Origin of the sequence: Conexibacter woesei Iso977N, assembly GCF_000424625.1 — a bacterium.
GTDB lineage: Bacteria > Actinomycetota > Thermoleophilia > Solirubrobacterales > Solirubrobacteraceae > Baekduia > Baekduia woesei_A.
The window spans coordinates 508,719-533,741 of record NZ_AUKG01000003.1 but is presented as its reverse complement, the minus strand read 5'-3'; the positions used below and the strand labels follow the sequence as shown (position 1 = coordinate 533,741).

Genomic DNA, 25,023 nt, shown 5'->3' with positions numbered 1-25,023 from the left:
CTGATCGACCTACTTGATGACCTTGATCGACGTCGCGGTCTTCGACAGCGACCTGTAGGTGGTGTTGCCCGGCCACGCGATCGTGACCTTCCACGTGCCCTTGGCGAGCTTCGGCAGCGTGAACGTCGCCTTGCCCTTGACCAGCTTGGCCGTGATCGTCTTGGTGACCGAGCCCTTCTTGAGCTTGATCGTCACCTTGCCGCTGACGGCCGCCTTGCCCCTGGCCGCCGCGATCGACACGGTGTACCTGCCACCCTTCTTCGACGTCGGGCGCGAGACGAGCACGACCCTGACCGCGCCGGCGCTGGCCTTCCTGGCCCTCGGCGCGGTGGGCGTCGTCGTCGGCCTGGTCGGCGTCCTCGACGGCGTGGTCGTGGTCGTCGTGGTCGGCGTCGTCGTGGTGGTGGTGGTCGTCGTCGTCCTCGCCGGCACCGTCAGCGAGCCGGTCTCCGTGAAGCCGAAGATCTGCTCGTCGGTCGCGTAGGTCAGCGTGTAGTCGTACGACCCCGCGTCGAGCGACGACGGCAGCGTGAACGTCGCGCTGCCACCGGAGACCGCGGCGCTGGCCGTCGTCACCGTCGTGCCGCCCTTCTTCAGGGTCAGCGCGACGTTGCCCGTCGGGTTGCGGTCGTAGTCGGTGTCGATCCTGACCGTGATGCTCGACGCGTCGGCCGTGACCGTCCGCCGCGACGCGACCGCGCCCGGGAGGCCGTCGAAGAACACGTCGGCGGCGCGCACCGCGGCGAGGCCGCCGGCGACCGAGCCGGGCGTGGTCGCGTTGCCCCACGCGCCGTTGACGGCGTTCTTGGCGTTCGTTGCGAGCTGCCAGGCGCCGACGACCGTCTTGAGGTTGGCCGTCAACGGCGCGTCGGAGCCCGAGAGCGCCGCGATCAACGCGGTCTTCGCGTCGGCGAGGTTCGCCGGCGCAGAGCTGCCCAGCGCGGTCAGCGCCGTCGACAGCGCGGTCGGGCTGATGTCCACCGGGCCGGTCAGTGAGATCGTCCAGGGGTTCTGACTCGCGGAGTTGTAGGACACGGTCGCGGTCTCACCCGCCACCAGGTACCTGTCGGAGTCCGAGTAGACGGCCGTGTTCGCGTACAGCGTCGTCGGGTCGGTCTGCGGGGTGTACGCCGCCAGCTGCGCATTGATCGTGGTCCAGATCGGGGCGCCGGCCGGGAGCCTGGTCGTGTCGATGTTCAGCTCGTTCGGCTGCGGGTTCACCGCGCCCCAGTTCGTCATGTACTCCTTGTACGAACCGTCGCTGTTCCTGATGATCCACTGGCGCTTGACGCCGGGGTTGGCGGCCGTGCTGCCGTTGCCGCCGTAGCCGATCAGGAACGGCACCTGGAGCTTCTTGGCGTTCAGGAGCGTGCCGCCCGTGTTGCCACCCGCGTAGTAGGTGACGATCGAGCCGTACTCGGTGTTGATGTTGGTGAGGTACTGGTTGACCAGGTCGCCGTACAGCGACGTCGGGTTCGAGTTGGCGGTCCTCGTCGACGTGTTGTCCTGCGTGTTGCGCGTCTGGAGCGGGTTCTTCGACGACGTCGTCGCGTCGCCGACCAGGCCGCCGTCGAGGACCGTGTCGAAGTTGAACACGTGCACGCCGTTGCGCTGCGCGCCCTTGTTGATGGTCGGCAGGACCGGGCGCGTGTTCGGGCACCAGGTGCCGCCGAACAGGATCGCGGCGTTCTTGTCGTTCGCGCCGCTCTTGAGCAGGTCGACCAGCTCGGGGTAGGTGATCTGCTCGACGTCCCAGCCGTCGGCGGCGTCGGCGTCGGTCAGGACCGGGTGGTTCCTGCCCTGCACGACCGAGGCCTGCTCGGCGTGCTTGGCGTTGACCTCGTCCTTCCACCAGGCGAACTGGTCGAGCTGGGTGAAGTCCGAGCCGCTGCCGACGACATCGACCGCGTCGTCGACGGCCTCGGTCGTCGCCTGCTGGGTGTCGGCCGAGAGGTCGGTCCAGCCGAGGATCTTCGCCGTCCTGCCAGAGACGGTGTGGTCCTTGTCGTAGACCAGGAAGTACGAGTGCAGGATGTTCGCCGGCGTGCTGCTGGTGTAGTCGAACAGCGGGGTGTCGGTGCCGTTGCCGCCGAACTTCGTGCCGCCGTTGTCGTTCTTGGTGCTCGGAGAGGGGTCGATCCTGACGATCGCGCTCTCGGAGTTGACGCCCGTGTGCGTGGCGGAGAGGCCGTTGCCGAGGTAGTCGGCGATCAGCGTCTTCCAGGCGTTGTCGTACTTGGTCTGCGACGCCGAGGCGAGGCCGATCGACGACGCGTCGCGGATGTCGAGGGTCGGCTCGGTGATCGTGCCGACGACCGCGTTGCCCGACAGGTTGGGGTTGAACCAGTAGACCTTCCTGATGCCCTCGCTCTTGGCCTCGGCCTCGACGTCCTGGGCGCGCTGGGCGAACGTGGTGTCGGTCGTGCTCGCCGGATCGCCGATCAGGAACGCGAACTTGCCGGGCTGCTGGAGCAGCCACTGGAAGCGGTCGTAGGTGACGGGCTCGATCGCCGGCGTGGTGTCGCCGGCCGGCAGGCCGAGGGCGTGCTGGAGGTAGGTGGTGGTGGTGTAGCCGGTCGTGTCGGCGACGCGCTCGGGCGCCGCCTGCGCGGCCGGGACGGAGGCAAGGGCGAGCGTGGCGGCCGCGGCCGCCAGCGCTCCACCCGCCCGCGTCCAGCGGGAGGTGATGTGCATGGTGTTGCTCTCTTGTCGGGGTGGGGTGCTGCTGGATCAGATGGAGCGTCGGACGCCGCGCCGGCCGAGGCCGAACAGGAACGCGGCGCCGGCCACTGCGAGGAGGGCGACGAGGATCCCGACGCCGAGGGCGCGGGTGTTGGGCGCCGAGGTGGCGCCGCCCCTGTCGCTGACGAGCTTGTACCTGGGCGCGGCGCCGGCCGCGGTCGCGCCGTTCGCGGCGCCGGCGACGGGTGCCGCGGCGGCGGTCGTGCTGGGCGCGGCGGTCGTCGCACCGGCGACGGGCGTGCCGTCGACCGCGGGGGTCCCGTCGGCGGCGGGCGCCGCCGCGCCGGTGGTGGTGGCGGCCCTGCCGTGCCTCGCCGCGGCGTGCGCCGTGGTGGCGCTCGACGTCGTGCCGTCGGCCGCGGTCGTCGCGGTCGCGGCGTCCCTCGCCGCGGTCGAGTGCTTGGCCTTGGACGTCGTCGTCGCGGCCGCGGTCGAGTTGGTGCTCTTGGTGCTGGCGCCGCTCCTGGCCGCCGACCTGGACGAGGTCGAGGACGAGGACCTGGTCGTCGTCGCCGTGCCGCTCGTCGTCGCGGCCTGCGTGCTCGCCGCCGGGGTGCTCGACGCGGCGGGCGCCGAGGACGCCGCCGGGGCCGCGCTCGCCGTGCTGCTGCCGCCACCGCCGGAGCTGCCCGAGCCGCCCGCCGTCGTGGTCGTCGTCGTGGTGGTCGTGGCCGCGTTGGTCGACGTCGTCGTGGTCGTCGCCGCCTGGTGCTGGGCCTGCCAGGTCGCGTAGGAGCTGATGCGCTGCCACTCGGTCCAGTGGACGGCCCTGATCAGGTTGCCGTCGCCGTCGTAGTACTGGATCTGGTCGTCGTCGAAGTCGTACTGGACGTTCGGGATCGGCGTGCAGGCGTAGTCGTCGTAGCCGGGCAGCGTGTCCGCGCCGTCCTTGTAGACCTGGCCGTCGATCGTCACCGAGATCGGGTCCGGGTGCTGGGCGGGGTTGGTGATGTCGGTGGCCAGCGCCGCGGCGGGCACCGCGAGCGCGGCAGCGCCGAGGAGGACCAGGCCCGTCGCGCGGACCCTGCGTGGGGAGATGTTCATGCTCTTCTTGGTCATGGTCAGTTGTCGTTGCGCTCGCCGGTGGCGGCCAGCTCGGTCGGGCCCCAGTAGACGCGCGGGAAGCCGCCGTAGGTGCCCGGGGACGGGAATGGCGTGGGGCCCGCCGGCGGCGCCGGGACCGGGCCGCTCGCCGGGACGTAGGCGACGGCGCTGGCCGGCACCGCGACGTACCCCGGCGGGACGACCGCCGCGCCGTTGGGCGCGGGCGCTCCGTTGGCCGCGGGCGCGAAGGCCGGAGCCGTGAGCGGTGGCGGGTCCGCCTCCACGTAGGCCTTGCGGCCCGCGAAGATCTCGTCGTCGAGCAGCCCGGTCTGGCGTGCGACGACCGTCGCGCTCACGGCCGCCGCGGTCACGTTGGTGGCCGTGCGCGCCATGTCGGCGATGATGCCGATCGGGATCGTCGCCGCGACGAACTCCAGCGGCAGGTGGGCCGCCGACATCACGGTCGCCGCCGCGACCGTCGCCGCACCCGGGACGCCCGCGATGCCGATCGACACGATCGTGCTGAGCACGGCCAGCGTCACGTAGTCGCCGACCGAGTACTGGATCCCGTAGGCGTTGATCCCCCAGACGGCGATCATCACCGGCCAGATCCCGGCGCAGCCCGGCATCCCGATCGTCGTCCCCAGCGGCGCGGTGAAGTGCGCGATCTCGGAGTGGACGCCGACCTTGCGCGTCAGCTGCTCGGTCGTGACGGGCAGCGTGCCGACCGAGCTCTGCGTCGAGAACGCGGTCACCTGCGCCGGGAAGATCTTGCGGAAGAACGGGATCACCGGGACGTCGGCGAACGCCGCGAGGATCGCGCCGTTGAACACGTAGGCGTGGATCGCGCAGGCGACCCAGACGAGCGCGAGCAGGCCGAGCAGCGACGTGAAGTCGTGGCCGAGGTTCGAGCTCGTGCCGACCATGTCGGCGGTCAGCGCGACGATCGCGTACGGCGTCAGCCGGATCACGTAGCCGACCGCCTTGAAGATCACGAGCTTGAGCGCCTCGGCGCCCGCGCCGAACGGCCGCACCAGCTCCGGCTCCCTCTCGGCCAGCGCCAGGTAGGCGACCGAGAGGACCACCGCGATCATGATGATGGGGATGATGTCGTTGGCGCTGAAGTTCTCGGCGACGTTGGTCGGGAAGAAGCCGACGACGACCTGCGTGAAGTCCTGGACCTGCGCCGAGATCGTGTCGGTCGACAGCGTGCCGAGCGTGCGGTGCAGGCCGCTGCCGGGCTGGAACGTGAGCGCGAGGCCGAGCGCCAGGATCACCGCCAGCGCGTTGGAGAGCAGCAGCCAGAAGACCGAGCGCAGGCCGATCGTGCGCAGCTTCTCCAGGCTGCCGAGCGACGTGATCGCCGAGACGATCGCGACCAGCACCAGCGGCGCGACCGTGGCCAGAAGCACGTTGATGTAGATGTGCCCGATCGGGTTGATGTCCTTGGTGTGCGCGCCTGCGAGCAGGCCGATCGGGACGCCGACGCCGAGCGCGAAGAGCGCGATCAGGCTGAAGTTGAGCTGCTTCCTGCGCAGCCACCAGATGCCGGCCCACGAGGCCGCCACCGCGAGCAGCGGGACCAGTTCCGACCAGTTGATGTGCATGGTGTGGGGTACTTCCTTGGACCGGGGCGAGGGGTGTCCGGCACCAAACTACACCAAACTGATCGGGAATGGCAAGATAGCCCCTGCCGGGCGTCAGATCACCGGCTCAGCGCACGACCCGGAACGCGGCGTAGGCGACCGTGAGCCGCCTCCCGCCGGCCGACGGCGTGGCGACCAGGCGGTACTTCCCGGGCGCGAGCTTGTGATTGGCCATGCGGCCGGTGAAGCGGAAGCGGTTGGCCCCGGCGACGCCGTCGCGCGTGAACGAGCCTCGGACGTTCGTCCAGCGTGTGCAGGCCTTCTTCTTCCTGTTCTTCTTCGATTGCTTGTCGCAGGTGGTTCGCTTCCCGTGCTTGACCGAGCGGCCGGGTGCGGGCTTCTGGACCGTGAACGTGACACGCGCCGCGCGGGCCAAGGTGTAGGTGACGACCGTGCCGACCGGCGTCGCCGCGGCGGTCGCGCTCGGCCCGGAGTCCGCCGCGCGGAAGGACGGCGAGGTGAAGCCGAAGTCGTCGATGACGTCGTCGCCGGAGGCGCCGGAGCCGCTGCCCCTCGTGTCGTCCCTGCCGCCCGACCTGCCGCCGCTCGCTCCGCCGACGCTGCCGTTGGTGCCGGAGCCGCCGCCGCTGTTCGACCCGCCGGAGCCGCCGCCGTTGTTGTCGTCATCGCCGTCGTCGTCCCTACCCCCGCCGGCGCCCGGGTCGCCGCCGCCGACCGGCCTGACGATCAGCACCGCCGTCCCCGAGCTGCCGGCGTGGTCGCCGTCGCCGCGGTAGGAGGCGGTGATCGTGTGCCTGCCCGAGCCGGCCGTCGTCGGCGTGTAGTCGACGCCACACGCGCCCGACGCGTGCGGCCCGTCGATGTCGCACGTCCTCGCGCTGAAGATCCCGTCGTCGTCGGTCTCGAAGCCGACGGTCCCGGTCGGCGTCACGCTCGGCCCGTCGCCCGCGTCGGTCACGGTCGCCGTGCACGTCACGGTCCTGCCGGGCGTGATCGACGGCGTGCCGCACGTCACGCTGACCGCGCTCGCGCGCCGCGTCGGCGCGACGAACAGGAACGCGTCCCCCGAGCCGGCGCTGGCGGGCTGCGCCGCGCCCGACGACGCCGGGAAGTTGGTGGAGTACGTCACGCCGGTGACGAGCACGTCGCCGTCGGAGCCGACCGCCAGCCCGTTGGCCGACTCGCCGTCGCTGCCGCCGAGGAAGGTCGAGCTGTCGAGCTCCGCCCCGTCCGGGCTCAGGCTCGACAGGAACCCGTCGGTGTCGCCCTTCCTCGTCCCGTCGAACGCGTCGTCGGTCACCGGGAAGGTGGTGGAGTAGGTCTGGCCCGTCACGTACACGTTGCCGTCGCCGTCGATCCCGACGTCCTCGCCGAAGTCGTGCGAGGAGCCGCCGAGGTAGGTCGCCCAGCCGGACGGGCCGGGCAGCGTCGGGATCTTCGCGACGACCGCGTCGTAGGTGTTGATGTCGGCCTTGGCCGGCTGGTAGGCGCCGCTCGTCGTCGGGAAGCTCCTCGACGAGCTGGAGCCCGTGACGTAGGCGTTGCCGTTGTCGTCGGCCGCGACGCCGTCGAAGACGTCGGAGGACTCGCCGCCCATGTAGGTGGAGAACCCGATCTGCCCCAGGTTGCCGTCGATGCGCGTCAGGGTCCCGTCGCTGGCGTAGTACGCGAAGCTGTTGGGGTCGTCGGGATCGGTGCCGTTGTGCGTGCCCTGGGGCGCGCCGGCGGTCGTCGGGAAGTCCTGGGAGACGCTCTCGCCCGCGACGTAGACGCGGTCGCTGCCGTCGATGGCGATCGCCCCGATCGAGTCGGTGTCGGCGCCGCCGAGGTAGCCGCCGCGCTCCAGCGCGGAGCCGGTCGTGCCCAGCTCGACCACGAACCCGTCGCTGCTGCCGCCCCTGTAGCTGGAGCCGAGGCCGCCGCCCGCGGTCGGGAAGTTGGTGGACGAGGTCGCGCCCGCGACGATCGTCCGGCCGGCGCTGTCGAGCACGAGCCCGGCGACGCTGTCGTCCTTGCTCCCGCCGAGGTAGGTCGACCAGCCGAGCCTGCTGCCGTCCGGGCTCAGCCGCGCGACGAAGCCGTCGGAGGTCGTGTCGCCCGAGCTGCGGAACGCCTGGTAGGGGTTGACCGTCGGGAAGTTGTTGGACTTGGTGAAGCCGCCGACGTAGACGTTGCCGTCGTCATCCACCTGGAGCGCGTCGCCCTCCTCGTCGCCGCTGCCGCCGAGGTAGGTCACCCACTCGACCCTGTCGCCGCCGGAGGACAGCTTGGCGACGAACGCGTCCTTCGTGCCGGCGCCGCCGGTGGTCTGGTAGGCACCGTCGGTCGCGAAGCCCGACGACCAGGTCTGGCCCGTCACGTAGGCGTTGCCGTCGTCGTCGAGCGCGACGGCGACGCCGTAGTCGACGTAGTCGCCACCGAGGTAGGTCGCGTAGGACAGCGACGGGTCGATGGTCAGCCGGTGCGAGCGGTCGTAGTGCCCGAGCGCGATTCGGACCGTCGTGCCGTGCAGGACGAAACGGCTGGCGACGGGGACGCGGGCGCCGTCGATGTCCTGGTAGCTGACCGGCGCGCGCTGGCGGACCGCGCCGCCGGGCAGGCCGATGATCAGGTCACCGTTCTTGGCGATGCGCAGGCTGCGGGCGCCGGTCAGGCGCTGGCCGATCCGCGACGGGTCGGCGCCGGGGGCCACGTTGTAGTCGTACTCCAGCTCGCTGCGGTCGCCGTGGAAGGCGACGTCGATGCCGGGCCAGACGCCGCGGTAGGTGACGCCGGCGTAGGCCGGGACGCCCGCGTGCCAGCCGCTGCGACGGCTGCCGATGAGGTAGTTGACGTGGCCGCTGGGCCGGCCGCTGCCCGTGACCGTTGTCGATGCCATTGGGTTGACGAAGCGCCCGGTGAGCCGCGCGTGGCGGCGGCCGAGCGCGAGCGACGAGCCGTCCGCGGTCAGCGCGAGCGCGTAGCCGGGCGCGCGGGCGAGGAAGCGGACGCCGTGGGCGGCCTGGCCGTCGTTGCGCTCGAAGGCGAGCGGGAGGCGCGCGAGGTCCGGGCGCGCCGTGGCGGCGGCCGCGGTCGCGGTCGCCGGGAGCGCGGCGGCGACGGCGACGAGCGCCGCCGCGAGCGCGGCGCGGCGCAGGCTCACGACGCCTTCCTCGGCGCGCAGGTGTGGTAGGTCCGCGCGCCCTGGAGCTTGGAGCCGTTGGACAGCGTCAGCGTGATCGTGACCTTGAACGTGCCCTTGGGCAGGCCGGTCAGCTTCACGCGCGCGGTCAGGCGCCTGCCCTTGAGGACGAGCGACCTCCTGCCCGCGACCTTCACCTCGGCGCTCGTGACCCTCTTGCCCTTCGGGACCCTGAGCCGGATCGTGAAGTCGCGGCGGCTGACGCACGACCTGGCCGAGGGGAGCGTGGCGATCGACGTGACCGCGACGGTCCTGGGCGCGGTCGTCCTGGGCGCGGGCGGCGGCGTGGTGGCGCCACTGCCGGTGACCGGCGTCCTCGAGGTCGTCGTCGTGGTCCCGCCGGAGCCGCCGCTCGACGTGCCGCCGCCGGTCCTGGTGACGACCGGCGGCGTCCTGGTGCCGCCACCGCCGCCCCCGGGCGGCGTGCCGCCGCTGCCGTACGTCAGCGTCGCGCCGTCGGCGCGGTAGCTCGCGGCGAACCCCGCGGCGTCACCGCTCAGCCCGGCGAACTCGCCGGTCCGGCTCGCGGCGGTCAGGATGTTGTAGGTGTCGCCGTCGGCCGGCGAGTACGCAGGGTCCTTCACGATCTTGACCGTGCCGCCGAGCGTCGCCGCGCCGGCCACCAGCAGGCGGTCGAAGCTCGCCGGGTCGGTGCCCGCGATGTCCTCCAACAACGTCCCGCCCGGCCCCTGCGTGAACGTCGAGGCGATCGTCAGCGCGCCCGGCGACTCGCCCGGCGCGACGGTCCCGCCCGGGTTGGCGACCGAGCGCACGGTGCCGTTGCCCTTCAGCGTGCCGCCGTTCAAGGTGGTGTCGAGGTCGAGCGTCGCGCCGGACGCCACGCGCGTGACGCCGCCGGACTGCACGAGCGACCCATAGGGGAACACCGCGCCGAACGACCCGCCCATCGCGCCCGCCTGGACGTCGATCGACCCGGCGTTCTCGATCCGCGCGCTGATCGGGAACGTCCCGGTCGGCGTCGTGCGTGTGATCGTGGCGCCCGCGAGGTTCTTCAGGACGCCGCCGCTCCTGAGATCCGGGCTGTAGTCGAGCAGGCCGAGCGGGCTGTGGTACTGGTCGTTGGCGTTGGTGTTGTCGATCCTCAGCGCGCCCGCGTTCTCCCACGTCCCCGGCCCGGTCTGGTTGGACGCGCCGAGCGTGACGTAGCCCTGCTGCCACGTCGTCGCGCCCTCGGTGCGCAGCGTCGCGCCGTCGTAGATCGCGGGCCCGCCGGAGTTCCCGACGATGGTGGTGTCGCCGGTGATCCGCGTCAGCCCGGGGCCGTAGATGCCGCCGCCGTCGATCTCGCCCCTCGCGGCCGTCAGCGTCGCGGTGCCGGAGCGCCCGGCGTAGCGGTAGCTCGAGCTGTAGATCTTGAAGAGGCCGGAGATCGAGCAGTCGCGATCGACCTGCAGGCCGCCCGGCGGGTGGACGGTCACGGCGATCAGCGCGCACGACGACGAACCCGCGAAGCGCAGGATCGACGGGCCGTTGCCGCCGTTGGCCTGCGGCTCCCAGGTCCCGGACACCGGCCCGGTGATCGTGAAGGTCGTGCCGCCGAGGATGTTGCCGACGAAGTCCGACCTCGCGTTGCCGATCCACGTCCCCGCGCTGGTCGGCGAGTCGGCCGACGGCTTGAAGTAGAACTGCCCGCCGCCGCCGTCGCTGGGCGTGGTGAGGTCCACCGTGCCCTGCATGTCGAACCTGGTGTTCTGCATGCCGAGCTGGGTGTACTCGCCCGCGTGCAGCGTGCCGCCCACGGGGATCGTCAGCGTCCCGCCCGCGAACTGGATGCTGGTGAACGCCGACTCGAGCGTGCCGTTGACGGTGACCGCGCCGGTGCTGTTGAGGTTCCAGCCGCCGCCGGCGTTCACGTGGGCGCCCGCGGCGATCACGAGCCTGGAGCCGTCGGCCACGTCCAGCGACTGCATGCCCTCCTCGGACGCGTTGTTGCCGGTGATCGTCAGCGTGGCGCCCGACGTGACCTTCAGCGTGTCGCTGAACATCGAGAGCGCGCCGATCGACGCGTTCGCCCTGACCGTCACGTCGGCCGGGTTGTTGCATCCGCCGCTGATCCCGTTGAGCCGTGCGGTGTCGTTGACCCCGGGGACGACGCCGCCCCTCCAGTTGGTGGGCGTCGCCCAGTCGCCGCCGGTGTTCGGCCCGTTCCAGCAGATGTCGGCGGCGCCCGCCGCTCCGGCAGTCACAGCACTCAGGGTCGCGATCGCAGTCGCGACCAGCACCAGCCTACGCGCGAAGCTCATCGCGGAAGCGTGACCGGTAACCGGTGCGGCGCACCTATGCACCGGTCCAGCTGGACGGGCGGCGACGCGCCAACCTCACGGCCATCCCCTCCGTTCAGGCGGGCCCGCGCCAGGTTCACCGGAGGCGCCCTCCGCTTTGTATGGTGGACGGGATGGCCTCCTCCCCTTCCCCCACCGCGAGCGCCGCGCCGAACCGCTGGGCGGTCCTGGCGCTGCTCGGCATCGCCCAGCTGATGGTCGTGCTCGACTCGACGATCGTCAACATCGCGCTGCCCAGCGCCCAGCAGGACCTCGGCTTCTCCGACGAGTCGCGCCAGTGGATCGTCACCGCCTACGCGCTGGCGTTCGGCTCGCTGCTGCTCGTCGGCGGCAAGATCGGCGACCTCTTCGGGCGCAAGTGGACGTTCTTCACCGGCCTGATCGGCTTCGCCGTCGTCTCGTTCATCGGTGGTCTCGCGCCGACGTTCGGCGTGCTCGTGGCCTCCCGCGCGCTGCAGGGCGTGTTCGGCGCGCTGCTCGCGCCGTCGGCGCTGTCGCTGCTGACCGTGACGTTCGCCGACTCGCCGGACCGGCCGAAGGCGTTCGGGATCTTCGCCGCGGTCGCGACCGCCGGCGCGTCGGTCGGGCTGCTGCTCGGCGGCCTGCTGACCGACGTCCTGACGTGGCGCTGGTGCCTGTACGTCAACCTCGTGATCGCGATCCCGGCGGCGTTCTTCGCGCTGCGGCTGATCGTCACCGACGCCAACCCGTCGCGGCCGAAGATCGACTGGCTCGGCGTCGTGCTCGCGTCCGGCGGCCTGTTCGCGATCGTGTTCGGCTTCTCGGAGGCCGCGACCGACTCCTGGACCTCGGCCAGGACGGTCGTGTCGCTCGCGCTCGGCGTCGTGCTGCTGGTGTCCTTCGTGGTCTGGCAGAGGCGCGCGCCGCAGCCGCTGCTGCCGCTGCACATCGTGGCGAACCGCGCGCGCGGCGGGGCCTACTCGGCGATCGCGATCGCCGGCTGCAGCGTGTTCGCCGTGTTCCTGTTCCTGACCTACTTCATGCAGCAGAACCTCGGCTACTCGCCGCTGAAGACCGGCGTCGCGTTCCTGCCGATGACCGTGCTGATCTTCATCGTCGCGCCGACGCTGCAGACCAAGGTGCTGCCGAGGGTCGGGGTCAAGCCCATCATCATGACCGGCATGACGCTCGGCGTCATCAGCATGTTGGTGTTCTTCGCCCAGCTGACGCCGACGTCGTCCTACACGAGCGACGTCCTGCCGGGGCTGATCATCCTCGGCATCGGGATGCCGTGCATCTTCGCGCCGTCGTTCGCGACCGCGACGCTCGGCGTCGACCGCTACGAGGCGGGTGTGGCGAGCGCGATGGTCAACACGTGCCAGCAGGTCGGCGGCGCGGTCGGCACCGCGCTGTTGTCCACCATCTTCGCCAGCGCGGTGTCCGGCTACGTCAGCGACCACAGGGGCCAGCGGGGTGTGGAGGCCGCGGCAGCGGTGCACGGCTACACGACCGCGTTCTACGTCGCGGGCGGCCTGTTCGCCCTCGGGTTCTTCGTGGCCTTGGTCGTCCTGCCGCGCAGGATCGGCGCGGCCCGCGCGCCCGCGCCGGTCACGACGCCGGCCCACGAGGCGGCCTGAGCGTGACGCTCCCCGCGTTCGACCTGCGCGGCCGCGCCGCGCTCGTCACGGGCGCGGGGAGCGCCGGCGCGATCGGGTTCGCATGCGCGCGGCGGTTGGGCGCGCTGGGTGCCCGGGTGATGGTGACGGCGACGACCGAGCGGGTCTTCGAGCGCGCCGAGGAGCTGCGGGCGGAGGGCGTCGAGGCGGCCGCGTTCGTCGCCGACCTCACCGACGACGCGGCGGCGCGGGCGCTGGTTGCCGCGACCGTGGAGGCGTTCGGGCGCGTCGACGTGGTCGTCAACAACGCGGGGATGACGTCGGTGTCGGACCCCGAGGGGTCCGGGTCGCTGCGCGACACGTCGGACGCGCTGTGGCGCAGCGCGCTGGACCGCAACCTCACGACGGCGTTCCAGGTCACGCGCGCGGCGCTGCCGCACCTGGCGGCGTCGGACGCCGCGCGGGTCATCATGGTGGCCTCGGTCTCCGGGCCGTTGGTCGCCTACGCGGGCGACGCGGCCTACCACGCCGCGAAGGCCGGGATGGTCGGCCTGACGCGCGCGCTGGCGATCGAGGAGGCCGCATCCGGCCTGACCGCCAACGCGGTCCTGCCGGGCTGGATCGCGACGCCATCCTCGCCGGAGGAGGAGCTCGCGGCGGGCAACGCCACACCCGCCGGCCGCCCCGGCACCCCGGACGAGGTCGCCGCAGCAGTCGCGTTCCTCGCGCTGCCGGCGGCGTCCTACGTCACGGGGCAAGTGCTCGTGGTCGACGGCGGCAACGCCGTCGTCGAGGACAAGCGCTAGGCCTTGATGAACTCCAGGAGGTCGGCGTTGATCGTCGCGGCCTCCGTCGTCGGCATGCCGTGCGGGAAGCCCCTGTAGGTCTTCAGGGTGCCGTTCTGCAGCAGCGCCGCGGACTTCGGGCCCGAGTCGGCGTAGGGCACGACCTGGTCGTCCTCGGAGTGCATGACCAGGACGGGGACCGTGATCTTCTTGAGGTCCTCGGTGAAGTCGGTCTGGGAGAACGCGACGATGCCGTCGTAGTGGGCGATCGCGCCGCCGTTGAGGCCCTGGCGGACCCAGTTGTCGACGATCGCGTCGTCGGTCTTCTCCGGGTCGTTGTTGTAGTTGTAGAACGGCCCGGCCGCGAAGCCGCGGAAGAAGGACGCCCGGCCCGCGGCCATGCCGGCCTGGACCTCGTCGAAGAAGCTCCTGGGCAGGCCCTCCGGGTTGGCGTCGGTCTGGACCATCAGCGGCGGGACGGCGGAGATGATCGCGGCCTTCGCGACGCGGTCCTCGCCGTGGCGGGCGATGTAGTGCACGACCTCGCCACCGCCGGTGCTGTGCCCGACGTGGATGGCGTCCGTGAGGTCGAGGTGGTCGACGACGGCCTTGAGGTCGTCGGCGTAGTGGTCCATGTCGTGGCCGCCGCGGACCTGCTCCGAGCGGCCGTGACCGCGACGGTCGGCCGCGACCACGCGGTAGCCCTGGGCCAGGAAGAACAGCATCTGCGTGTCCCAGTCGTCCGAGGACAGCGGCCAGCCGTGGCTGAAGACGATCGGCTGACCGGTCCCCCAGTCCTTGTAGAAGATCTCGGTGCCGTCGTTCGAGGTGATGGTGGGCATGGTCCTGCTCCAATCGTGATGCTGTGAGGTGGAGTGCCGGACCCCCTTCCGGCACGCCCTATGGTCTACGCGATCGGGCGAGCGTTTTCGTGACCTCTTCGTAACGACATCGCCCGGTTGGGCGTCGTCCGTGGGCGCGCCGATCGCGATCAGGTATCGACGGTCAAGCGGCACCCGCGCCGACGGCGGTGTGGGACGGTCTGCAGCGATGACCGTCCCGCTCACCACCGCCGACTTCTGCCACCAGGCCCGCGCCCTGCACCACGACAGGCTCGGCGTCGTCGACGAGCCCGGCGTCGCCGGCGCGCTCGGGCGCCTGACCTACGGCGAGGTCATGGCGCGCTGCGACGGCATGATCCGCGAGCTCGACCGGCTCGGGATCGGGCCGGGCGAGCGCGTCGCGATCGTCTCCCCCAACGCTGCGAAGTTGTTGGTGGCCTTGTTCGCGACGATGGGCTCGGGCCGCGTGCTCGTCCCGATCAACTTCCGGCTGACCGCCGACGAGGCGCAGTACATCGTCGACGACTGCGGCGCGCAGCTGCTGCTCGTCGACCCGGGCCTGGACGAGCGCTTCGCCGCGGTCACCGCCCCGCGCCGGATCGTGCTCGACGGCGAGCAGGACGGCGCGCTGTTCGCGCCCGACGGCGGCGGTGCCGAGTGGCCACGGATCGAGGAGGACGCGATCGCGACCATCAACTACACCTCGGGGACGACCGCGGCGCCCAAGGGCGTCGTGCTCACGCACCGCAGCCACTGGCTCAACGCGGTGACCGGTGGCTGGGGCTTCGGCCTCGGGCCGGGCGACCGCTACCTCCACACGCTGCCGATCTTCCACGTCAACGGCTGGGGCCTGCCGCTGGCGTGCGCCGCGCTCGGCGTCCCGCAGGTGATCCAGCGCGAGGTGCGTGGGCCGGAGATCCTGCGGCGCGTGCAGAGCGAGTCCATCACCTTGCTCTGCGGCGCCGCGCCGGTCGCCGCGACGATCGAGCAGGCCGCGGGCGAGCTGCGCGCGGCGGGCCAGGACGTGCCCGGCGACGGCACCGCGCGGATGGTCTCCGGCGGCGCGCCGACGCCCGCGGCGGTGATCGAGCAGTTCGAGCGCGCGACCGGCTGGGAGATGATCCACGCCTACGGGCTGACCGAGACCGCGCCGGTGCTGACCGTCAACCGCGTGCTGCCCTCCGAGGGCCTGGATCCGGCGCAGCGCGCGCAGCGCCTCGCCGCCGCGGGCGCGCCGCTGGTCGGCGTCCGGCTGGCGATCGACGAGGACGGCCAGGTGCTCGCGCGCAGCGCCAAGACGATGAGCGGCTACTGGGAGAAGCCCGACGTCTCGGCGCAGGTGCTGCTCGACGACGGCTGGTTCGCGACCGGCGACGGCGGCGAGCTGGACGACGGCGGCGTCCTGCGGATCACCGACCGCAAGAAGGACGTGATCGTCACCGGCGGCGAGAACGTGTCCTCGCTCCAGGTCGAGGCGGTGCTCTACGACCACCCGGACATCGCGGACGCCGCGGTCATCGGCGTGCCGCACGACCGCTGGGGCGAGACCGTCAAGGCGCTCGTCGTCGGCCGCGACGGCGCGACCCTCGACGAGACCGAGATCATCGCCTACTGCAAGGAGCGCCTGGCGGGCTTCAAGTGCCCCACCTCGGTGGAGGTGCGCGACGCGCTGCCGCGCACCTCCACGGGCAAGGTGCAGAAGTACCTCCTGCGCGAGCCCTACTGGCGCTGAGGCCGCGCGCTCAGGCGAGCGCGGAGCGCAGCAGCGTCAGCGCGGCCTCCGACGGGCTGGCGGGCGCCGCGACGTAGGTCAGCAGGCGCTGGCCGGAGTCGTCGGGAAGTTGTAGGGCTTGGAACTCGAGGTCGAGGTCGCCGACCTCGGGATGGTGCAGGAGCTTGGTCCCCGAGATGCAGTTGGCGACCGCCTGCCTGCCCCAGAGCGCGGCGAACGCGTCGCTCCTGACCGACAGCTCGCCGACCAGCTCCTCCAGCAGCCGGTCGTCGGGGAAGCGCCCGACGACCAGCCGCAGCGAGGCGATCGCGCGCGTCGCCTCGGTCGTCCAGTCGCGGTACAGCTCGCGCGTGTGCGCGTCGAGGAAGAGCATGCGCGTGAGGTTGGGCCGCTCGCGCGATCGCTCGGGCGCGGCGACGTCGTAGTGCCCGGCGAGCAGGCGGTGGCCGAGCGCGTTCCAGGCCAGCACCTCGGTGCGGCGGCCGAGGACGACGGCGGGCACGTCGCGCATCGCGGCGACGAGGTGCAGCGTGCTCGCGCTCGCCGTCTCGGGCCGCGGGCGACGCGGGCGCGGTGCCGAGCCCGCGGGGCCGGCGAGGTCGAACAGGTGCGCGCGCTCGTCGTCGTCGAGCTGCAGCGCGCGGGCGATCGCCTCGATCACCGAGCGGCCGGCGTTGGTGCTCAGCCCCTGCTCCAACCGCGTGTAGTACGTCGCGCTGACCCCGGCCAGCTGGGCGAGCTCCTCGCGCCGCAGGCCCGGGACGCGCCGCGCGCCGTAGGACACGAGGCCGACCGCCTCGGGCGTCAACCGCGCGCGGCGGCTGCGCAGGAACTCGCCGAGCGGCCGCCTGGCCGCGTCCGGAGTTGTTGTAGAAGTCGCTGATCCGGCCACGCCCTCAGTATCGCGCGCCCGGCGCGGTCCTGGGTGACCCTGCGAGTGGTAGGCACGCCGTGCCGACCCTGCGCCGGGGTCTGGCTGGCCGCGCGGCCGCGGCGGAGCATGGACCCCATGTCGACCATCGACCGCTCTCTCCCCGCACCAGCCGTCGCCGCGCCACCCCGCGCCGCGACCCGCGAGCGCCTGCTGCTCGCGGTCCTGCTCACGGCGAGCTTCACGCTCGCCGTCGACTTCTCGATCCTCAACGTCGCGCTGCCGGTCGTCGGCGGCGACGTCGGCCTCTCCCTCGGCGCCCTGCAGTGGGTCCCGACCACGTTCGCGCTCGGCGCCGCCGGGTTCACGCTGCTCTTCGGCCGCGTCGCCGACCTGTTCGGCCGGCGCCGGATGTTCCTCGTCGGCATGGCGCTGCTCGGCGCCGCGTCCCTGGTCGGCGGCCTGGCGCAGAGCCCGGCGGTCCTGCTCACCGCGCGTGCCGCGCAGGGCCTGGCGACCGCGATCGTCACGCCCTCGGCGCTCGCGCTGCTGACGACGGCGTTCGCCGCCGGGCCGCTGCGCGACCGCGCGCTCGGCCTCAACGGCGCGCTGATGGCCGCCGGCTTCACGACCGGCGCGATCCTCGGCGGCGTCCTGACCGACGTGCTCAGCTGGCGCTGGGCGTTCTTCATCAACGTGATCGTCGCCGCCGCGGTGCTCGCCGTCGCTCCGCGCGTGCTGACCGAGAGCAGGCCGGCGCAACGGCCGCGCCTGGACGTCGGCGGCGCGCTGGCGATCACCGGCGCGCTGCTGGCGATCGTGTTCGGCCTGACGCACGCCGAGACCACCGCCTGGACCGATCCGGCCACGCTCGGCGCGCTGGCCGCGGGCGTCGTGTTGTTGATGGTCTTCGCGGTGGTCGAGCAGCGGACGGCCGCACCGCTGGTGCCGCTGCACGTCCTGCGCAACCGCACGGTCGCGGTCAGCAACCTCGCCGGCGTCCTGGCCTTCGCGACCGAGACGTCGCTGGTGTTCCTGCTGACCCTGTACCTGCAGGACGTCCTGGGCTACTCGCCGTTGGTCGCCGGCCTGTCGTTCGCGGTCCTCGGCGTGGGCACCGTCGTCGGCGGCGCGCTCGGCCCGCGGGCGATCGCGCGGTTCGGGCGCCGCGGCGCGATCGTCGGCGGCTTCGTCGTGCAGGCCGCCGCGACCGCGACGCTGGTGGCGCTCGGCGCGAGCGGCGGCTGGATGGCGCTGCTGCTGGCCGCGACGTTCGCCGGCGGCGTCGCCAACCTGGTGGCGATCGTCGGCTTCATGGTCACCGCGACGGGCGCGCTGCCCGACGACGAGCAGGGCGTCGCGACCGGCCTGACCTCGATGAGCCAGCAGGTCGGCATCACGCTCGGCATCCCGGTCATGTCGACGATCGCAACCGCCGGCCTCGGCGCGCCGACGGCCGCCCACGTCCTCGGCGGCGTCACGACCGCGATCGCCGTCAACGCCGCGATCGCCCTCGCGGCCGCCGCCCTGGTCGCCGTCGCGCTGCGCCCGGAGCGGGACTAGCGGGCGAGGCGCACCGACGCCGGCAGCAGGGTGTCGCCGGCCGTGACCGTGAAGCGCCCGCTTCCGCGGACGGTCGCGACGCCCTGTGCGTTGGTGTAGGCCTTGGTCCCGCCGGCGCCCGCGATCGTCGCGTGGCGCACGGGCGACGTGGCGGTCGCGCCCTCGTTCGAGCCGGTGTCGGCGACGCTCGCGGTCACCGTGACGCGGTAGCGGCCGCCGGACAGGCGCGTGGCCGTCGCCTTCAGCGCGGGCTTCTTGGGCAGGAGCGACGGGCACGCGGTGCTCGGGCCGCCGGAGACCTTCGAGTTGGCCTCCGCCTTGCTCGGGCCCTCGACGGCGACGCCGTCGTAGGTCACCTTCGCGTGGCCGTGGATGCCCCTGCTGAACGTCAGCTCGATGTCGGCCCTGCCGGTGTGCCTGCCGGTCATCGTCAGGTGCGAGCTGAGCGAGCCGTCGCTGGCCGCCCCGCCGGTCGCCGCGACGGTGCCGTTGACGACGTCGCCGTTCTCCGTGTAGTTGTTGTAGGTCTCGCTCCACGACCCCGACAGCGCGCCGGTCGTGCTGCCGTAGTGGACGGTCACGCTGCCGCCGCCCGGGCCGGGCAGCGTCACGTCGCCCGAGTAGCCGATCGCGCCGTGGTAGTCCTGCGGCTTGACCGCCCAGGCGCCGGGCTGCGAGCTGACCGTGCGCAGCGGCCTGCTCGCCCGGTTGGCCGTCAGGTGCGCGACGAGCAGGTACGGCGGCGCCCTGCCGGTGCGGTCGTCGGTGGCGTCGAGGGCGATCATCGTGCCGTCGGCGCTCCACTGCGCGGACTCCGCGAGCGTGTCGACGACGTGCACGCCGGGATAGCGGTACTCCACGATCGGCTGGCCGGACAGCGCCGCACCCTGGTCGCCGGTGCCGGGCAGCAGCCACATCGGGCCCATGCACGCGGTGTTGCCGCCGATCGACGAGGACATCGCCGAGACCGGCGCCCAGACGAAGTCGCGCACCGGCAGCAGCCCGCCCAGCCAGTCGGTGTAGTGCATCGTCCGGGTGCTGTAGATGGTCATCAACTTGCCGTCGGGCGAGCCCGCGTTGTCCTCGTCCCAGTCCGGGTGCGAGGTCAGGCGCGTACGCCTGCCGGTGGCGAGGTTGACCGACCAGATGTCGGTGTTGGTCGAGGCGCCGCCGACCTGGACGTAGGTCGCGTCGGCCCCGCCGTTGGTGAAGGTCTTGAACTCGAACAGCGAGCTGCTGTCCGACCAGCCGGCGAGCCCCGTGTCGCTCGGCGACGACGGCCCGGCCGGGTTGATCACGCGCGGGTCGCTCAAGGTGTAGGTGTCGTTCGTGGGCCGGTCCAGGCGGGCGACGATCATCGCCTCGACGCTGTCGGACCGCGCCTGGGAGAAGCCGACGTGCCTACCGTCGGGCGCGAGCTGGGCGTGGGCGGCCACGTTGGGCAGCCCGATCTGCGGCGCCAGCAGCGCGCCGCCGGGCGCGATCGCGGTCGGCTCGGCGGCCGCGTAGTCGATCGGCACGAGCCGCCGCGTGGCGCAGTCGGCGACGCTCGGCGTGCACTCCAGGACGGCGAGCTGGGTCGTCGCGACCTGGTTGTCCTGCTCCAGCAGCACGCGCCTGCCGTCCGGGAACGGGGTCAGCATCGTCGCGAGCTGGTAGGGGTCGTCGATCTTCGGGCGGTTCTTCAGCCCGCAGGTCAGGCAGCGCGTGCCCTGGCCCCTGAGGCCGGTGATCCAGACGTCGCCCTCGTTCCAGAACAGCAGGTGGTGGCCGTCGTGGGTGAAGCCCGGGAAGCGCGCCCACCTGATGTTCCTGGGCAGGTCGATGCGCTGGACCTTGATCGGCTGGAACGCGAAGTTGGTGTTCTTGGCCCCGGCCTGCCCGGCGCAGCACAGCGCGATCAACACGGCGACGACGGCCGTGCCACTCCTCCAGATGCGACACATGGGCGCAACGTACCTGTCGCTACACAAGAGTGCAAGTGTAGCGTTGGGATCACGACCGGAACGATGTAGCCTGCGCGCCATGCCCACGCGACCGCCGGCCGGCACGCCGTCGCCCGCCCTCGCCCAGGCGCTCGCCGGGGCCGCGCACGAGCGGTCACGCGCGACGCCCGCGGCGGCGTTCGCGCTCGCGCAGGCGACGTTCCGGCGCGGCGAGCGGCTCGACATGGCCGCGCTCGCGGCCGAGCTCGGTGTCGCCCGGACCACGCTCTACCGCTGGACCGGCGACCGCGAGCAGTTGTTGTCGGACTTGATCTGGGCCGACATGCACGGCCTGCTCACGCACATCGCGCAGCGCGCGACCACGCGCGGCGCGGACCGCGTCCGCGAGGTCGCCGACCACTACCTGACGGCGCTCAGCAGCGGCTCGATGCAGCGCTTCCTCGCCGCCGAGGGCGACAACGGGCTGCGCCTGATCACCGACCTGGACGGCGCCGTGCGCCCGCGCCTGGTCGCGACCGCCACCGACCTGATCGACGCCGAGGTGGCCGCCGGCCACTACCGCCCGCCCGAGGATCCGGAGCTGCTGGCCGACGTCATCGTCTCGGTCGGCGAGCGCTTCCTGCATCACAACGGCGACCCCGCGATGAACCCCGACCTCGACACCGCCCGCCGCGCGATCGCGTTGATCGTGCGCGAGAACCCGGCCTAGCCGGGAAGGACATCACCATGGACTTCTCCCTCACCGACGAGCAGCGCGACCTGCGCGACACCGCCCGTGCGTTCATCACCAAGGAGGTGATGCCGCTGGAGCCGGAGCTGCTGGCGCGCGAGCGCCGCGGCGAGTCCGGGCTCCCCCACGACGAGCTGCGGGCGCTGCAGGCCAGGGCGCGCGACTTCGGGTTCTGGGGCCTCGGGACGCCGGCCGCGTTCGGCGGCGCCGACCTGCCAACCCTCACGCAGGCGCTGATCTGGACCGAGGTCGGGCGCTCGTTCGTCCCGTTCATGTTCGGCGGCGAGACCGACGTGATCCTGTACAAGGCCAACGAGGAGCAGCAGGCCGAGTACCTGCTGCCCGCGCTGGAGGGCACGCGCGCGTCGTGCTTCGCGGTCACCGAGCCCGACGCGGGCAGCGACCTGACGGCGATCCGGATGCGCGCCCGGCGCGACGGCGACGACTGGGTGCTCAACGGCGAGAAGACGTTCATCACGCGCGGCGCCGAGGCCGACTTCGCGATCGTCATCGCCGTCACCGATCCCGAGTTGGGGTACAAGGGCGGCTTCACCGCGTTCATCGTCGACCGCGCGATGGGCTGGGAGTCGTCGGTCATCGACACGATGGGCCCGGCCCGCCCGATCTCCATGTCCTTCGACGACGTCCGCGTCCCGGCGCGCAACGTCCTCGGCGAGGTCGGCCAAGGCTTCCCGCTGGCGATGGAGTGGATCGGCCGCGGGCGCTGGCGGATCCCGGCCGTCGCGATCGGCGCGGCCGAGCGCATGCTGACGATGGCGATCGAGTACGCCGGCCAGCGCAGGACGTTCGGCACCACGATCGGCGAGCACCAGATGATCCAGGCGATGATCGCCGACAGCGAGGTCGAGCTGGAGTCCGCGCGCTGGCTCGTCCTGCTCGCCGCGTGGACGGTCGACCAGGGCCAGGACCCGCGCCACCACGCGTCGATGGCCAAGCTCTCGGGCGCGACGATGGCCAACCACATCGCCGACCGCGTCATGCAGATCCACGGCGGCATGGGCTACACCCGCGAGCTGCCGATCGAGCGCTGGTACCGCGAGGTCCGGCTGTGGCGGATCTTCGAGGGCACCGACGAGATCCAGCGCCGCGCGATCGCCAAGAACCTGCTGTCCGGACGGCGCCGCGTCGGCGGGCACCTGGCGTAGGTTGCGGCGATGGAACCGACCGAGATCCTCCTCAGCCAGGACGACGGCGTCCTGACGATCACGCTCAACCGTCCGGACAGGCTCAACGCCTACACGCAGGTCATGCAGGACGAGCTGCTGGCCGCGCTCGACCACGCCGACGCCGACGACGACGTCCGTGCGGTGGTCTTCACCGGTGCCGGGCGCGCCTACTGCGCGGGTGCCGACCTGGAGCGCGGCGGCGAGACGTTCGACTGGGGCGACCGCGTGGCGGCCGGCGGCCCGCCGCCGCGCGACGGCGGCGGCCGGCTGTCGCTGCGGATCTTCCAGTGCAACAAGCCGGTGATCGGCGCGCTCAACGGCAGCGCGGTCGGCGTCGGGCTGACGATGACGCTGCCGATGGACGTCCGCTTCGTGGCCGACGACGCCAAGCTCGGCTTCGTCTTCACGCGCCGCGGGATCGTGCCGGAGGCGTGCTCGAGCTGGTTCCTGCCGCGCGTCGTCGGGATCAGCCGCGCCATGGAGTGGGTCGCGACCGGCCGGATCTTCACTGCGCAGGAGGCGCTCGACGGCGGGCTCGTGCGCGCGGTCCTCCCCGCCGCCGAGGTGCTGCCCGCCGCGCAGGCGCTGGCGCGCGAGATCGCCGACAACACCGCGCCGGTCAGCGTCGCGCTCGCCCGCCAGCTGATGTGGCGCATGCTCGGCGCCGCTCACCCGATGGACGCCCACCGCGCCGACTCGCGCGCGATGTTCGCCCGCGGCCAATCGGCCGACGCCCGCGAGGGCGTGACCTCGTTCCTCGAGAAGCGCGCCGCCGTCTTCCCCGACCGCGTCAGCGACGGGCTGCCACCGGTCTTCGGCGACGACGACGCGTTCCCGGAGTTCACCTAGGCGGGCTCGGGCTCGAGCTCCGGGTCGAGGTCCGGGGCGTCGAGCCGCCGGTCATGATGGCGCGGGACTTTTCCTAGTTTGTCAATGGGAATTAGAATATTTAGACCATGAGCGACAACTACCCGCCCCTTCCTGTCCTCGACATCAGCGGCTTCCGCGCCGATCCCGCCGGCTCGGACGGCACGGCGTTCGTCGCGCGGCTGCGCGAGGTGTTCCACGAGATCGGTGCCGCCTACCTGACCGGCCACGGCCTGCCGGACGGGCTCGACCGCCGGATCTTCGAGGTCGCCGAGGCGTTCTTCGCGCTGCCCGAGGAGCAGCGGCTGGAGATCGAGAACGTCAACTCGCCCCAGTTCCGCGGCTACACGCGGCTCGGCGGCGAGCGGACCAACGGCCGCCAGGACCTGCGCGAGCAGATCGACGTCTCGCGCGAGCTCGAGGCGCCGGCGATCGGGCCGGACGACCCGGACTGGCTGCGCCTGCGCGGGCCGAACCTGTGGCCGGCGCAGCTGCCGGAGTTCCGGACAGTGGTCACGGAGTGGCTGGCGGCGCTGGAGGCCGTCGGGCGCGACCTCATCCACGCGGTCGCGCTCGCGCTCGGCCAGCCGCTCGACCACTTCGACGCCGCCGTCTCGCCGCCGGAGATCCTGACGAAGATCATCCGCTACCCGCCGCCGTCGGAGGACTTCCCGACCGACCAGGGCGTCGGCGTGCACACCGACGGCGGCTTCCTGACGTTCGTGCACCAGGACGCGGTCGGTGGTCTCGAGGCAGAGGTGCACGGCGCGTGGGTCGCCGTGCCCGCGCGGCCGGGCGCGTTCGTCGTCAACATCGGCGAGCTGCTCCAGCTCGTCAGCCGCGGCTACTTCCGCGCGACGCCGCACCGCGTCGTCTCGCCGCCCGCGGGCGTCCCGCGTGTCTCGGTCGCGTACTTCTTCAACCCGAAGTTCGAGGCGCAGGTGGAGCCGGTCGACCTGCCGCCGGAGCTGGCGGCCGCGGCGCCGGGCGGCGAGAGCATCGACCCCAACAACCCGATCTTGTCCAACTACGGCGCGAACTCGCTGAAGGTGCGCCTGCGCGCGCACCCGGACGTGGCCGCGCGCCACCACGCCGACCTCGTCTAGACGTCGAGCAGCAGCTTGCCGGTCGTGCGGCGCGCCGCCAGGTCGGCGTGCGCGCGGGCCGCGTCCTCGAGCGCGTAGACGCCGCCGAGGACCGGCTGCAGCGCACCGCTGCGGGCGAGCGCGAGCAGCTCGGCCAGCGGGCCGGCCAGCGCGGCGCGGTCGCCGAGCAGCGTGGGCAGGCTGAACGCCACCTCGCGGGGGTCGGGCGCGCCGCTGCCCGCGCCGCCGGCCGCGCCGAAGGTGACGAGCCGCCCGCCGGGCGCGAGCGCGGCCCGCGACGCCACGCGCGTCGCGCCGCCGACGCTCTCGGCGATCACGTCGGCGCGGCGGCCGCGGTTGGCGGCGGCGATCCGGTCGGCCAGGCCGTCCGGGTCGGCGTCGATCGCCGCGTCGGCGCCGAGCTCCAGCACGAGCTCCCGCTTCTCCGGCGTCGAGGCGACTCCTACAACTCGACCGGCCTCCCAGATCCGCGCGAGCTGGACCGCCAGCGAGCCGACGCCGCCGGCCGCCGCGTGGATCACGACGCTCTCCCCCGCCCCGAGCCCGCCGGCGGTGCGCAGCACGTGGTGGGCGGTCAGGCCCTGCAGCAGGAGCGCCAGCGCCGCGTCGTCGGTGACGCCGTCCGGGACCGGGAACGCCAGGCCCTCGTCGACCGCGGCGACCTCCGCGTAGCCGCCGTAGCCGCCGGTCAGCGCGACGGTCCGGGCGCCGGTGTCGCGGCGCACGCCCGCGACCTCGACACCGAGGACCAGCGGCGGCGCGAGGCCGTCGCGCCGGTCATAGGTCCCGCGGCGGCGCGAGAGGTCGGCGTAGTTGACCCCGGCGCGGCGGACGTCGACCAGCACCTGGCCGGCCTCCGGGACCGGCTCGGGGCGCTCCGCGATGCGGAGGTTGCCGGCGTCGGTGTCGCCGTACGCGGTCAGCTCGATCGCGCGCATGC

At 72.7% G+C, this 25,023-nt stretch carries 17 protein-coding genes; 8 read left to right on the top strand and 9 right to left on the bottom strand.

Annotated features, from left to right (window positions below):
• Positions 1 to 9: 9 nt before the first annotated feature.
• From H030_RS0124135 to H030_RS0124115, 5 genes are all read right to left on the bottom strand, one after another.
• On the bottom strand, positions 10 to 2,694 hold the full coding sequence (locus tag H030_RS0124135) for an Ig-like domain repeat protein (RefSeq protein ID WP_027008025.1): 2,685 nt from the start codon (positions 2,692 to 2,694) through the stop codon (positions 10 to 12).
• Between the two features lie 36 nt (positions 2,695 to 2,730).
• A complete protein-coding gene (locus tag H030_RS0124130) occupies positions 2,731 to 3,801 on the bottom strand; it encodes a hypothetical protein (RefSeq protein ID WP_027008024.1) in 1,071 nt (356 codons plus the stop codon).
• 2 nt (positions 3,802 to 3,803) lie between these two features.
• Positions 3,804 to 5,393 (bottom strand): dicarboxylate/amino acid:cation symporter, encoded by a 1,590-nt coding sequence (locus tag H030_RS34785; protein ID WP_081691106.1) that lies wholly within the window; start codon positions 5,391 to 5,393, stop codon positions 3,804 to 3,806.
• Between the two features lie 106 nt (positions 5,394 to 5,499).
• Positions 5,500 to 8,535 carry an SBBP repeat-containing protein gene (locus H030_RS0124120; protein ID WP_027008023.1) on the bottom strand — a complete coding sequence of 1,012 codons (3,036 nt, stop codon included), beginning with the start codon at positions 8,533 to 8,535 and terminating at the stop codon, positions 5,500 to 5,502.
• The gene (locus H030_RS0124115) at positions 8,532 to 10,838 is read right to left on the bottom strand and encodes a hypothetical protein (RefSeq protein WP_155892247.1); all 2,307 of its coding nucleotides are present in this window, start codon (positions 10,836 to 10,838) and stop codon (positions 8,532 to 8,534) included. Before H030_RS0124115 ends, H030_RS0124120 begins: the two co-directional genes overlap by 4 nt.
• Before the next feature lie 152 nt (positions 10,839 to 10,990).
• On the opposite strand from H030_RS0124115, the gene H030_RS34780 reads away from it, so the two are divergent.
• Together H030_RS34780 and H030_RS0124100 are read left to right on the top strand one after the other, a co-directional pair.
• Entirely contained in the window at positions 10,991 to 12,475 is a 1,485-nt protein-coding gene (locus H030_RS34780) for an MFS transporter (RefSeq protein WP_035129618.1), read from the top strand.
• A gap of 2 nt (positions 12,476 to 12,477) precedes the next feature.
• Positions 12,478 to 13,260: an SDR family NAD(P)-dependent oxidoreductase gene (locus H030_RS0124100; protein ID WP_196809255.1), complete on the top strand. Its 783-nt coding sequence runs from the start codon at positions 12,478 to 12,480 to the stop codon at positions 13,258 to 13,260.
• Here H030_RS0124100 and H030_RS0124095 read toward each other — a convergent pair.
• Positions 13,257 to 14,081, bottom strand: a complete 825-nt coding sequence (locus H030_RS0124095) for an alpha/beta fold hydrolase (protein ID WP_027008019.1) — start codon at positions 14,079 to 14,081, stop codon at positions 13,257 to 13,259. The genes H030_RS0124100 and H030_RS0124095 overlap by 4 nt on opposite strands.
• A gap of 208 nt (positions 14,082 to 14,289) precedes the next feature.
• On the opposite strand from H030_RS0124095, the gene H030_RS0124090 reads away from it, so the two are divergent.
• Positions 14,290 to 15,813, top strand: coding sequence for an AMP-binding protein (locus H030_RS0124090; protein WP_027008018.1), 1,524 nt, complete (start codon positions 14,290 to 14,292; stop codon positions 15,811 to 15,813).
• A 10-nt stretch (positions 15,814 to 15,823) separates the two neighbouring features.
• Here H030_RS0124090 and H030_RS0124085 read toward each other — a convergent pair whose 3' ends face one another.
• On the bottom strand, positions 15,824 to 16,705 hold the full coding sequence (locus H030_RS0124085; protein WP_051223574.1) for a helix-turn-helix transcriptional regulator: 882 nt from the start codon (positions 16,703 to 16,705) through the stop codon (positions 15,824 to 15,826).
• Positions 16,706 to 16,822: 117 nt separating this feature from the next.
• Here H030_RS0124085 and H030_RS0124080 point away from each other — a divergent pair, with 117 nt between their 5' ends.
• Positions 16,823 to 18,247, top strand: a complete 1,425-nt coding sequence (locus H030_RS0124080) for an MFS transporter (RefSeq protein ID WP_027008016.1) — start codon at positions 16,823 to 16,825, stop codon at positions 18,245 to 18,247.
• Here the strand turns inward: H030_RS0124080 and H030_RS0124075 are convergent.
• The gene (locus tag H030_RS0124075) at positions 18,244 to 20,193 is read right to left on the bottom strand and encodes a TolB family protein (protein ID WP_027008015.1); all 1,950 of its coding nucleotides are present in this window, start codon (positions 20,191 to 20,193) and stop codon (positions 18,244 to 18,246) included. The two genes, H030_RS0124080 and H030_RS0124075, sit on opposite strands and share 4 nt — an antisense overlap.
• Before the next feature lie 79 nt (positions 20,194 to 20,272).
• Here H030_RS0124075 and H030_RS0124070 point away from each other — a divergent pair, with 79 nt between their 5' ends.
• From H030_RS0124070 to H030_RS0124055, 4 genes are all read left to right on the top strand, one after another.
• Positions 20,273 to 20,902, top strand: coding sequence for a QsdR family transcriptional regulator (locus H030_RS0124070; protein ID WP_027008014.1), 630 nt, complete (start codon positions 20,273 to 20,275; stop codon positions 20,900 to 20,902).
• 17 nt (positions 20,903 to 20,919) lie between these two features.
• Complete coding sequence (locus tag H030_RS0124065; RefSeq protein ID WP_027008013.1) at positions 20,920 to 22,089, top strand: acyl-CoA dehydrogenase family protein; 1,170 nt, start codon at positions 20,920 to 20,922, stop codon at positions 22,087 to 22,089.
• A 9-nt stretch (positions 22,090 to 22,098) separates the two neighbouring features.
• A complete protein-coding gene (locus tag H030_RS0124060; protein WP_027008012.1) occupies positions 22,099 to 22,959 on the top strand; it encodes an enoyl-CoA hydratase-related protein in 861 nt (286 codons plus the stop codon).
• A 107-nt stretch (positions 22,960 to 23,066) separates the two neighbouring features.
• Positions 23,067 to 24,083, top strand: coding sequence for an isopenicillin N synthase family dioxygenase (locus tag H030_RS0124055; protein WP_027008011.1), 1,017 nt, complete (start codon positions 23,067 to 23,069; stop codon positions 24,081 to 24,083).
• Here H030_RS0124055 and H030_RS0124050 read toward each other — a convergent pair.
• Positions 24,080 to 25,021: a quinone oxidoreductase family protein gene (locus H030_RS0124050; RefSeq protein WP_027008010.1), complete on the bottom strand. Its 942-nt coding sequence runs from the start codon at positions 25,019 to 25,021 to the stop codon at positions 24,080 to 24,082. The genes H030_RS0124055 and H030_RS0124050 overlap by 4 nt on opposite strands.
• Positions 25,022 to 25,023 lie beyond the last annotated feature (2 nt).